Annotated in this window: 6 protein-coding genes; 1 reads left to right on the top strand and 5 read right to left on the bottom strand. The window is 75.5% G+C overall.

Annotated elements, in window-relative coordinates:
* Positions 1-91 precede the first annotated feature (91 nt).
* On the top strand, positions 92-2,254 hold the full coding sequence (locus ACH4MY_RS34030) for a prolyl oligopeptidase family protein (protein ID WP_398008113.1): 2,163 nt from the start codon (positions 92-94) through the stop codon (positions 2,252-2,254).
* A 73-nt stretch (positions 2,255-2,327) separates the two neighbouring features.
* On the opposite strand, the gene ACH4MY_RS34035 is transcribed toward ACH4MY_RS34030, so the two are convergent.
* From ACH4MY_RS34035 to ACH4MY_RS34055, 5 genes are all read right to left on the bottom strand, one after another.
* Positions 2,328-4,175, bottom strand: a complete 1,848-nt coding sequence (locus ACH4MY_RS34035) for a BTAD domain-containing putative transcriptional regulator (protein ID WP_398008115.1) — start codon at positions 4,173-4,175, stop codon at positions 2,328-2,330.
* 274 nt (positions 4,176-4,449) lie between these two features.
* On the bottom strand, positions 4,450-7,488 hold the full coding sequence (locus ACH4MY_RS34040; protein ID WP_398008116.1) for an AAA family ATPase: 3,039 nt from the start codon (positions 7,486-7,488) through the stop codon (positions 4,450-4,452).
* A 125-nt stretch (positions 7,489-7,613) separates the two neighbouring features.
* A complete protein-coding gene (locus ACH4MY_RS34045) occupies positions 7,614-7,811 on the bottom strand; it encodes a hypothetical protein (RefSeq protein WP_398008117.1) in 198 nt (65 codons plus the stop codon).
* Positions 7,812-8,022: 211 nt separating this feature from the next.
* Positions 8,023-11,178: a type 2 lanthipeptide synthetase LanM family protein gene (locus ACH4MY_RS34050; RefSeq protein WP_398008119.1), complete on the bottom strand. Its 3,156-nt coding sequence runs from the start codon at positions 11,176-11,178 to the stop codon at positions 8,023-8,025.
* 158 nt (positions 11,179-11,336) lie between these two features.
* On the bottom strand, positions 11,337-11,681 hold the full coding sequence (locus ACH4MY_RS34055; RefSeq protein WP_398008121.1) for a type II CAAX prenyl endopeptidase Rce1 family protein: 345 nt from the start codon (positions 11,679-11,681) through the stop codon (positions 11,337-11,339).
* Positions 11,682-11,873 lie beyond the last annotated feature (192 nt).

Below are 11,873 nucleotides of genomic sequence, written 5' to 3' on the forward strand. Positions count from 1 at the left end.
CCGGCCGTCGTCACGCCCCGTCGACGGCCGGGGCCCGCGGCCACCGCCCGCCCCACCACCGTCCGCCCCACCACCACCGAGGGAGCCCCGAGTGACCACCGACGCCCGAGCGACACGGCGCCCGTACCCGCACGCGGAGCGGCAGGACGTCGTCCAGGACCTCCACGGGCTGCGCGTCCCCGACCCGTACCGCTGGCTCGAGGACGCCGAGGCCGCCGCGACGGTCCGCTGGAGCGCGGAACAGGAGACCCTCTACGCGGCGGAGCGGGCGGCCTGGACCGACCTGGGACGCTGGGAGGCGGAGGTCGTCTCGCTCGGCGGCGTCGACCGCGTCTGGTCGCCCAAGGTCCGCGGCGGCAGGGTCTTCTGGCTGCGCCAGGAAGCGGGCCGGGAGCATCCCGTGCTCGTGGTGGCGGAGGCCGGGGCGGACACGCCGGAGCGGGTACTGCTCGACCCCGGCGCCCTCGACCCGTCGGGGCGCACCGTCCTCGACCACTGGGAGCCCTCCGTGGAGGGCGATCTGCTGGCCTGCCAGGTGTCCCGGGACGGTACGGAGGACTCGCTGCTCCGGGTGATCGACGTGGCCACCGGGAAGGTCGTCGACGGGCCGGTGGACCGGGTGCGGAGGTCGTCGATCGGCTGGCTGCCGGGGGGTGCGGCGTTCTACTACGTCCGGCACCTGGATCCCCGGCTGCACCCGGGCGAGGAGCGCTACCACCGCAGGGTCTGTCTGCACCGGGTCGGTACGGCGCCCGACGAGGACCCCGTGGTCTTCGGGGAGGGGCGGGACAAGACCCAGTTCTACAGCGTCTCCGTGACCGCGGACGGCCGTTGGCTCGGGGTCACGGCCACGCTCGGCACCGGCCGGGGCACCGACCTCTACCTGGCCGACCTGACCGCCGCCCCGCTCGACCGCCCGCTCCTGCGGCCGGTCCAGGAGGGCCGGGAGGCCGCCACCCGGCTGCACACCGTGCCCGGCACCGGACCGCGGGACCGGATCTGGCTGCGCACCGACCGCGACGCCCCGCGCGGCCGCGTCGTCGCCTGCCGGCCGGACGAACTCCACCTGGGCCCCGCCGCCTGGCACGAGGTGATCCCCGAGCGGCCCGGCGCCGTCCTCACCCATCTGGTCGTCCTGGCGGGTCCGGAGCTGGAGCACCCGCTCGGCCTGGCCGCCTGGACCCGCGACACGGTGGCCGAGGTGACCGTGCACGACCTGGTCGAGGGCCGGCAGGTGGCCACGGTCCCGCTCCCCGGTACCGGCGCGGTCGGCGACTTCACGGCCGGTCCGCCCGGCGGTCACGAGGCCTGGTTCGCGTACACCGACTTCGTCACCCCGGTTCGGGTGCTCCGCTTCGACGCGCGCACCTGCCGGGCGACGCGCTGGGAGCGGGACGGCCAGGAGGCTCCGGCGGTGGGCGGTGCGGTGACCCGCCAGGTCGCCTTCCCCTCGCGGGACGGGACGACGGTCCGCATGTTCGTGATCTCCCCCGCCGGGCACCCGGACCGGCCGCGCCCGACGCTGCTCACCGGGTACGGCGGCTTCGGCCGCACGATGTCGCCCCGCTACCGCGCCCAGGTCCTCGCCTGGGTCGGCGCGGGCGGGGTGTTCGCCTGGGCGGGGCTGCGCGGAGGCGGCGAGGAGGGCGAGGCCTGGCACCGGGCGGGCAGCGGGGAGCACAAGCAGAACACCTTCGACGACTTCGACGCCGCCGCCGACCGGCTGATCTCGGCGGGCTGGACCGAGCCCGGACGGCTCGCCGTCATGGGCGGCTCCAACGGCGGACTCCTCGTCGGCGCGGCCCTCACGCAGCGGCCGGAGAAGTACGCCGCCGTGGTGTGCATGTCCCCGCTCCTGGACATGGTCCGTTACGAGTTGTCCGGGCTGGGTCCCAGCTGGACGCCGGAGTACGGCAGCGCGCAGGACCCGGCCCGGCTGCCCACGCTGCTCGGCTACTCGCCCTACCACCGGGTCACGCCCGGGACCGCGTACCCGGCGGTGCTGCTGACCGCCGCGGACGGCGACACCAGGACCGATCCGCTGCACGCCCGCAAGATGTGCGCCGCGCTCCAGCACGCCTCGTCGGGCGACGGTCCGGTGCTGCTGCGTCTGGAGCACGGCGTCGGACACGGCGACCGTGCCGCGTCCCGCGCGGCGGCGCTCCAGGCCGAGTGCCTCGCGTTCCTGGCGGACCGGGTGGGGCTCCCGGCCCCGGAGGGCCCCGGACTCGTCGGCCGTCCCTCGACCGCCTGAGCCGGCGGGCCGGTGGCCCCATGACACCTCGGGGCCTCGGCCTCCTGAGCGGCGCGGCGGCCCGGGGCGCCGCTCAGGCCTGTGTCAGCACCGGGGCGCCCTGTCCCGCGCCGCGCGCGTACAGCCGTATCAGGTGCGGCATCTCGTACTGAGCCGCGTGCGCGGTGACCTCGCCGCCGGGTGAGTCGACCATCCCCGCGTCGATGAGCGCCTCCACCACCCGTACGGCGTGCCGCTCGTCGCACCCGAGGGCCTCGGCCGCCTCGGCCAGGCCGAACGGACCGTCCCCGGTGCCCGCGGCCAGCCGCCCCGCGTCCCGGCCGCACTCCTCCGGCAGCGCCGACCAGCCGCGGGCGAGCAGCCGCCGTACGGACACGTCCCCGGCGGTCAGTTCGTCCAGGGCACCGGTGGGGTCGGTGAGCCGGTCGGCGAACTCCCGCAGCGGTACGTGGCGCAGCACCGCGAGCCGCATCCCGCTGACCCGGACCGCCAGCGGCGAGCCGCCGCAGGCGCGCACGAGGCGCAGCGCGGCCTCCCGGTCGGCCACCACCCGCCGCCTGCCGACGAGCCCGGTGAGGAGTTGCACGGCCTCGGCGGTGCCGAGCGGGGGGACGGAGACCCGGTGGACGGGCGCCAGTCCGCCCAGCTGGCCGCGTGCGGTGAGCAGCACCCTGCCCTGCCCGCCGCTCGGGAGCAGGGGCCGTACGGCGCGTTCCTCGGGCACGTCGTCCAGGATCACCAGCACCCGGTGTTCCGCCAGCCACTCCCGCCATGCCTCGGGACCCGCGAGTCCCGGCTGCCCCGTCCGCTCTCCGAGCTCGGCGAGTACGGCGGCCAGCGGGCGGGTACACCCGTCGGCGTCCCGCAGCGAGATACAGAGGCGTCCCTCGGTGAACCGGTCGCCGAGCAGATGGGCGGCGCGCACGGCCAGCGCGGTCTTCCCGGCACCGGCGGGTCCGGACAGCAGCACGACTCCGCCGGCCTCGTCGTCCTCCAACAGGTCGAGGACATAACGGAGTTCGTCTCCGTGCCCGGTGAAGTCGGCGAGGTCGGACGGCAGAACGGTCACCGGTGGTGCGGTGGTGGGCTTCGTACGCGCCGGGCCGCCGGCAGCCGTCCCGGTGCGGGTCTCGCCCGCGAGGATCGCCCGGTAGCGGGCCGCCATCGCGCCGCTCGGCTCCAGACCCAGTTCGCGGGCGAGGAGCTGACGGTAGTCGTCGTACACCGCGAGCGCCTCGGGCTGTCTGCCGGATCCGCTCAGGGCGCGCATCCACGCGGACCGGAGCCGCTCCCGCAGCGGGTGCCGCTCCACCAGGTCGCGCAGGCCCTCGACCACCGCCGGCGCGCCGCCCAGCTCCAGCTCCGCCTCCGCCCAGCTCTCGTACGCCGTCAGGTGACGCAGTTCCAGCCGCTCGGCCTCCTCGGCCAGCACGGGCGACTGCCGCAGGTCTTCGCCGAACGGCGGCCCCTGCCAGAGGTCGAGGGCCTGGCGCAGGAGTCGGGCGGCCGTGTCGGGCCGCTGCCCCTCCGCGGCCCGCACCAGGGAGCGGAACCCCAGGAGGTCGAGCTCGTCCTCCACCGCGCGCAGTACGTATCCGCCGCACGTGTAGCTGAGTCGCGGCGGCCGGTCCTCGTGGGCGTCGGCATCGTCATCGTCGGCGAGGAGGGTGCGCAGCGCGCTGACGTACACCTGGATGTTCTTGCGGGCGGTGCGAGGGGGTTCCTCCGGCCAGACCGCGTCGGTCAACGCGTCGACGGAGACAGGCGAGTTGACGGAGGCGAGGAGCCTCGCGAGGACCACGCGCTGCTTCAACGGGCCGAGGGTCAGCGGTCGCTCGCCCCGGTGGACGGCGAGCGGACCGAGGACGGAGAACCGGAACGTGCCGGGTGACGCTGCGGGCTGCGCGGTCGGACGCGGCATCGAGCGAACCTCCGTAGGGGGACGGGAGCTGGTCGGTGCGATCGATGATCCGCGCCGGGAGCCCGTCACACATCGGTGCCGGACCCGCACAGTCGTGCCACCGCCGACCGTGTCCTGGGGGACGGGACCCCCAGATGGACCTCGGCGTCCCCCATTCCGGGACCGCCGGGCCCCCATACGGCGGCCCACGACGGGCCGGACGGTGTGTGCCGCCCGGCCGGATCGGGCCGGTCTCCTTCGACCGGAGGAACGATCGGGGCGAGGCTGCCGCCGGTCAGCCCGGCGGCAGCCGTGCGGCGTGACCGGTCCGGCCCTCCTCCTCCGCCCGCTCCGCCGACAGTGCGCACAGTGCCGAGCGGTCCACGCAGCCCGTCTTCGTCATCAGGCTCGCCATGTGCTTCTCCACCGTCCGGGGCGAGATGCACAGGCGCTGGGCGATCTGCAGATTGCCCGGCCGTTCCAGGAGCAGCACGAACACCTCGTACTCGCGCGGCGTCACGCCGGCGGTGCGCAGCTCCGCGGGGATCCGCTCCCGCCCGCCCCGGCGCTGCGGGACGCTGACCCCCGCCTGCCGCAGGACGGCCCGGCAGGCGCCGGCCACCGGCTGGACCCCCTCCTCGTGGAAGTACTCCTCGGCGGTCCGCAGCCAGGCGACCGGATCGCCCCAGGAGTCGGCGAGCGCCGCCTCGGCGGTGAGCCGCAGGGCGAGATGCCACGCCTGCGGGAACACCGTCGCCGCGCGGCCCGCCTCCGCCACGGCGCGCCGCGCGCCCTCCGGGTCGCCGTCCCGGCCGCGCAGGACCGCGTCCGCCATCCCGAGGAACATCCGGTTCCAGGCCAGCTGCCCGCCGGGCGAGGCCATCGCCTCCCGGTACGCCTCCCGGCCTCCGTCGTCACCGTCGAGGATCCGTAACAGCGGGCCGAGCCCGTACCGGCCGCTGAGGTAGAAGAAGCTCGGGTGCTCGCGCTCCCAGGCCAGGGCCGCGTCGAGCTCGGCCGTCGCCCGTTTCCGGTCCTCCGCCATCAGCGCGCCCACGGCCTGGCACAGCCCGCGCTGGAGGGGCACGAGCATGGACTCCTCGCCGCCCGCGCGACGGAACCGGACGAGGGCCCGTTCCTGCTCGCGGGCGCGTCCCCGGTGGGCGGCGAGGGTGGCGTCGACGAGCAGCAGATAGCGGTGCGCCGACAGGTTCTGGAGGCGGGCGCTGGCCTCGACGGAACGGTCGACGATCTCCCGGGCCCGCTCCCAGCGACCGCCCAGCACGCTCTGCATGGCGAGCAGTCCGTCGACGGTCTGGAGCACGGCGAGCGAGCCGAGTTCATGGGCCGCCGCGCGGGCGGTCTCCAGCTGGGTCGCCTCGCCGGTGCGCATGAACGCGTTGGTGCCGAGGCGTACCAGGGCCTCGGCCCGGCTCAACGCGAGCCGGTGCTTCTCGGCCACTTCGAGCATGCGCACCAGACAGGCGTCGGCCTCGTCGAAACCGCGCTCGCGGGACAGCAGGGCGAGCAGTTGCCACGCCTGACAGGCCACGACGGGCCGGCCGCGTTGCTCCGCGGTGAGCGCGGCGCTTCTGGCGGAACGTTCCGCCTCCTTCAGCCGCTCGCGTCCTTCACGCCCCCGCGCCCCCGGCCCTTGCCCCGCGTCCGAACCGTCACGGCCACCGCCCTCCTGCTCGGGCAACAGCGCGAGATGGCCCTCGACGACCACGAGCGCCGCCTCCTGCTCCGGGCGCGGCGAGGCCCCGAGCAGGGCACGGGCCGCCCTGATGCGGCGGCGCGCCTCCTGCTGCTGCTCCGCCATGGTCGCCACCCACGCGACCTGGGTGTGCGCCTGGGCCCGGTCCTCCGCCGCACGCGATCCGACGGGCACCGGCGGGAGATCGTCGAGCAGGACGGACGCCTCGTCGACCCGCCCGGACTCGGCCTGGGCGATGGCCAGTTGGACCGTGACCGCGTCCCGCTCCCCCTCGGCCGCGAGCCCCCGGGCACGTTCGAGCAGCACGGCCGCCGAGCCCGACGCACCCGCGTCCAGCATCTGCCGCCCGACCTGGGCGAACTGCCGGGAGGCCGCCACCTTGTCGCCCGCCGCGAGTCTCAGGGTGGCCACCAACTGACTCTGCTCACCAGAGAGTTCGCCGGACAGCTCCCCCGAGGGCTCCCCGGCGGACTCCTCGATGGCGGCGGCCGCGCGTCGGGCGAGGGCGGCCTGCTCGGCGGGCGGCAGCGAGGCCCTGAGCGCGTCCGCCGTCAGCACGTGACGGAAGGTGTAGTGGTCGTGGGCGGCGCCGTCCGGGGCGATGATCCCCGCCTCCGAGGCCGACCTGAGGTGGGCGAAAAGCGCCCGGTCGTCGAGCCCGGTCACCGCCCGGAGCGCTCCCACGGAGAACCGGCCGCCGAGCGTCGCGGCGATGAGCAGCAGTTCGCGCACGGGTTCGTCGAGCCGGCCCAGTCGGCGCGCCCAGCTGCGGACCGCGCCCGTGGGCACCGTCGCCTCGCCGTGATCGGCGAGGAGCCATCCGCCGTCGGCCCTGCTCAGCCGCCCCAGATCCAGCAGGTCGGCCAGCAGCACCTCCACCAGGTACGGGTTCCCGCCCGCGCGCTGCGAGAGGTGCCGATGCGCGGCCGGGGGCACCTCACCCGGTCCCGCCTCGAGACACGCGTCCACCATGTTCCGGACGGCGGCCTCGTCCAGCGGGCCCAGCTCCGTCAGCGACGCGGTGTTGCGGAGCTCGGCGGCGAGCGCCAGGTCCAACGCCGGGCCGGGGTCGGGCCGGAGCGTGCCGACCAGCAGGACCGGGAGGTCCGCGACGTTGTCGACGACGTACTCGACGACCGCGATCGTCTCGGTGTCGGAGTCGTGCAGATCCTCCAGGAGGATCACACAGCCCCGCTCGCGGCCGAGCACCGCGAGCAGTCTGAGCAGTGCCTCGGCCAGTTCGACGAGCGAGATCGTGTATCCGGGGGCCGCCGCGGCGGCCCGCCACTCCGGCACGAGGCCGGCCAACGCGGGCCGGTAGGGATCGAGTTCCGGATCGTTCGGGGCACCGGCCGCCCGGAACCGCGAGGACAGCGCCTCGACCAGCGGGCGGAAGGGGACGACGAGCCCGGTGGAGGTCGCGCGGCCGCGCAGCACCGGCATCTCCCGGTCGTACGCGCGGAGCGCGCACTCACCCGCCAGCCGGGACTTGCCGATCCCCGCCTCGCCGACGAGGAACACCGCCCGCCCCGCGCACCTCCGGGCGCTCTCCAGGGCCTCGTCGAGCAGCCCGATCTCGGCGTCCCGCCCCACTATGACCGACGATGTCGCACGCATGGCCGCAGGCTACTTGAACCTTTTCGCCCTGGGCAGGGGGCCTGTGAGACGGGGTGGGGAGCCGGGGAGCGGACGCACGGCGATGGGCCGGGGCGCCCCCCGGCCCACGCTGTTCCCGGTCCTCACTACAGGGGGACGGTCCCGGTGGTGTACGGCATGTCCCAGGTGGCGACGACGTCCATGTCCGCCGTTCTGAGCAGGCGGCTGCGTCGTCCCAGCATCCCTCCGGCCCCGAGCACGACCTCGCCCACCGGGTCGTTGTGGACGGCGGTCTCCGCGCCGGCTCCGCCGTCGACATAGCTCACCGAGTCACTGATCTGCATGGTCCTCACTCGTCCTTCGGGTCCGCGGGAGTGGTGGTCGTGCTGGGCTGTGCGGGAGTGCAGGTGGTGGTCGTGCTGGGCTGTGCGGGAGTGCAGGTGGTGCAGGTGGTGCGGGTGGTGCGGGTGGTCCGTGAGTGCGGTGGTGCGGGTGGTGCCATAGTGGGGTGTGCGGTGGGACTGGGCGGGCGGGTCGGCCGAACAGACCGCCCCCTCACGCGGTGCGCAGGAGAAGCAGGGGCGGCACGCGGTCCGGGAACCCCGCCCGGAGGAGTCCGTGCCCGATCCCCGCCAGACCGGTCAGCAGGCCGGGGTGCGGAACCCCGTCGGGGGCACCGCTCCTGACGCTGCTCTCCTCGACCGACCCGAGGAGGGCCCCGGTCCTGCGGATCCAGTACGGCCGCGCCTCGGGGAGCGCGCTGTGGCCCAGGAGTTCGCACAGGCCGGCCTCCCCGTGGCACAGGCTGTCGTCGGGCGCCGGTCCGTCCTCGCCCAACCCCTCGACGGTCCTGCGGGACCAGGCCGCGACGTACGGATCGTCCAGGGCGCCGGGCGCGTCCAGCACCGCGAGCGCGATGCCGGCGTCCCCCCGGCACCAGGCAGAGGCCCGGGCGTCCCCGCCCGCGAAACCGCCGCCCGGTGAGCGGCCGGGGGCTCCCCCGTGGCCCCCGCCCGCCCTCCTCGGGTCCGGTCCCGGGCTTCCTTCCCGGGCCCCCGGGTCTTCGTGCGCCTGTCCGCCGACCGCCGCCCGGATCGCGGACAGACCTGCGATCCTGTACGGCTCGGCGGCCCGGTCCCCAGCCCCCGCGGTGGCCTCGGCCTCGGCGAACCGCAGCAGGGCCCATCCGATGCCGGCCGCCCCGTCCGTGAAACCCCAGCCGAGGTCGGCGAGATCGGCTGCGGCCAACCGGTCCGCGCAGGCCCGCAGCGTCGCCCAGGCCTCCGGTGCCTGGTCCGCGCCTCCGGTGCCCGCACCGATACCGGCTCCCGTACCGTGGGCGGCCAACAGGGCGACGAGCCCGCCGGCGAGACCCGCACCGACCCCGTACTCCGGCTCGCTCCGGGTCGCCGCGGCGACCAGCCGCAGCGCTTCGGACGCCCATGAGCCGATCTCCGGGTCGCCCAGCAGGCGTGCCGTACCGGCGAGCGCGTACGCGATGCCGCCGAGGCCGGAGAAGGCGCCCGGGCCCACCGCGCCGAGGTCCTCGGGCCGGGCACTCAGCGCGCCGAGCAGTCCGGGCACCGGTGTCAGGGCCGTACGGGCCGCCTCCGCGTAGTGTCCGGCGCCGGTGAGCGCCGCCAGCTGGGCCAGGAACAGCGCCGGTCCGGTGTAGCCGCCGGCCAGGTCGGCCGGCATGGGGCCGATGCGCCAGTAGCGGTCGTCGAGCAGCTCCAGACCGATCCAGTTGCTGCGGGGTCCTCCGCGGTACGCGAGGGAGACCAGCTGGTCCCCGACGGACCGGGCCGCCGAGAGCAGCCGTTCCGGCTCCGGGGCGCGGCCCGCCGTGCGGGTGCGCCGGCCCTCGGCCGGCCGGTGCGCGGGCGCGTGGGAGGTCGTCGCCATCGCGGCCCGTACGATCCATTCCTGGTCCTGCCGGTCGACCGTGTCCAGGGCGCCGATCTTCGCCGTCACGCGGGCGATCCCGGGCAGGTCCGTCCGGCCCGCGGGCAGCCGCTCCGGCATGCCCCACAGCTGGTCCCGGCCGGGGCGGGCGGTGAACAGCGGCACGTCGCCGGACCAGAGCTGGACGATCTCCTCGTCGACGAGTCCGGGCGCGAGGACCGGGCCGAACAGGTCGGTCCGCAGGGTCTCCAGGACCCGCTGGCGCTCGTCCGCGTCCTTCAGCAGATCGGGGTGGGTCGACTCGTCGAGGAGCATGGCGTAGACCCAGGTGGGGCGCATCACCACCCGCACCTCGTCCTCGGCGAAGGCCTTCAGCAGGCCGGTCCCGTCCAGGAGTTCCTCCCTCGCCGCGCCGATCGCCGTGTACCCCGCGCGGAACCCGGCGCAGAGCGCGTCGACATGGGCGCCCGGGTCGGGGGTTTCGCCGTCCGCCAGACGCGGGCGGTTGGCCGACTCGCCGAATCTCCCGGCCCTGCGCACCAGGCGCATCCGGTCGGTGCCGGCGTCGGCCCAGTCCGCGCGCTCCACCGGCGAGACGCTCTCCCGGCCGCCGCCGACCCCGGACACGTCCAGGGCGCCGTGGTCGCCCACCAGCAGCTGCGGCAGCAGCCCGACCCGGTAGACGGAGTCGTGGAGGGCCCGGGCTGCGGGGTCCTCCGTGGCCGAGCCCGGCAGCGGAGGGTGGAACACGGTCTCCACGTCGACGAGCACCGGGTGGGCGCCGACGGCGATCAGGTTCTCGTGGTGCAGGTCGGTCCCGTCGAGCAGGTGAAGCAGCGCGAGCAGCGCGCCCTGGCGGCGGTAGAACGTCTCGACCTCCGCTTCGGAGGCGCAGGGCCGCCCGTCGACGAACTCCACCCATCCGTAGTCGCCCCGGTCGAGCAGCCGCAGGGTACGCAGGTCCACGGAGTCGGGCAGCTCGTTGTACCAGTCGACGAGGTCGTTGAAGTGACGGTGCACGGCGAGGGGTCGCGGCTTGTACACCAGCCGGGCCCCGTGGGCGAACCGCAGCAGCATCACGCTCCGTCCGCCCCGGTGTCCGTCGCCGGCACCGGGCTCGATGCCCACGAGCGGCCCGGGGTCCTCACCGTCGGACGTGTCGAGAAGGCCGGAGGTCAGCAGGGCGCGGTCGTCCGCCAGTCGCTCCAGCGCCTCCGCCACCGCGTCCGCCGTGTCGAGCGCCGCACGCCCCAGGATCCGCGCCAGAACGGGCCGCACGGCCAGCAGGTCCGACAGACCGCGCCGGCACGCCACGCGCCCGAGGAAGTCACGGAACCGGGCCTGTGCGTCGTCCCCTTCGAGCCGCCCGGCGCTCCGCGCCTCGTGCAGTTCGAGGACCAGCGTCCGGGCCGCCGCCCGCGCCAGCCTGCCGCCGAGCTGCCGCTCCAGGTCCTCCCGTACGGCGGTGATGTCCACGAGCTTCCGTGCCCGCCCCGACAGTCCCCGCTCCAGGCGCTCCCCCGCGCGGACGGTGAACGGCCGCAGTACCCACGCGAAGCCGCTCAGCCCCGGCAGGTTCGCCTCGGGCGCCACGGCCGCCTCCCCGGGGGCGGCGGCCGTCTCGGGAGCGGCGTCCACCACTTCTTCGGCCAGCACGGCCCAGTCCGGCCGCCCGCCACCCGCGCCGCTCTCGCCGGACGCGACGCCCTCGACGCCCCGGCCGTCGCGGACCAGCCCGTTCTCCCACCACCGCTCGACAGCCGACAGCGAGGCCCCAGCCCGCCCGTGTCCGGTCTCCACCGCCATCGCCCCTCCTCGGCCGTTCGGCCCACCGCTCCGGGCCACGTCCGCATCCTGGTACGGGGGACGCCTCCCCGGCATGGGGAACAACCCCCCATGTTTTCCGTCCCGGCCGGCGAGCACGCCCCGTCCCTCTTCCGGCGCTCCCGTACCGCCGGGGCGCCTCAGCCGCGGGCAGGGGTGCGCGGGGCCCGGCGCCACCCGCGGACGAGGAGGATCGCGGCGAACGCGAGAGCGATCATGAGGATCGTGCTGACCGACGCGAGGAGGGCCCCTCCGTCGTTCCGGGCCGTGACGGCCCGGTCCAGCCCGCCGGTGGACAGGAAGGCGGTCGGGTCGGTCAGCGCGTGCAGGACGATCGCGCTCCAGAGGGTGCCGGTCACCCGCATGGTGAGGTACGTGCACGTGCCGAAGGTGTAGACGACGGTGACCAGGACGGTGCCGAGGTTCATGCCGGACAGCAGGTTGGTCATGCGCATGAGCGCGAACAGCGGGGAGGAGACGACCATGGCGGCTTTCCGCACAAGGGTCCGAAGTCCCCGCTCCACGGGAAACAGGATCAGCGAGGGGCCGGCCGCCGCGCACCGCGCACCCGGGAGTCGCCCCTAGCCTCGATCTTTCGTGACGGCCCGTCGGCTTCTTCGGCGGGCCGTTTCGGTTGTTCGGGTCGGTGGCGGGCACGCTGATGGCCCGGCTGTCGC

Origin of the sequence: Streptomyces sp. NPDC017246 (genome assembly GCF_044331325.1) — a bacterium.
Lineage (GTDB): Bacteria > Actinomycetota > Actinomycetes > Streptomycetales > Streptomycetaceae > Streptomyces.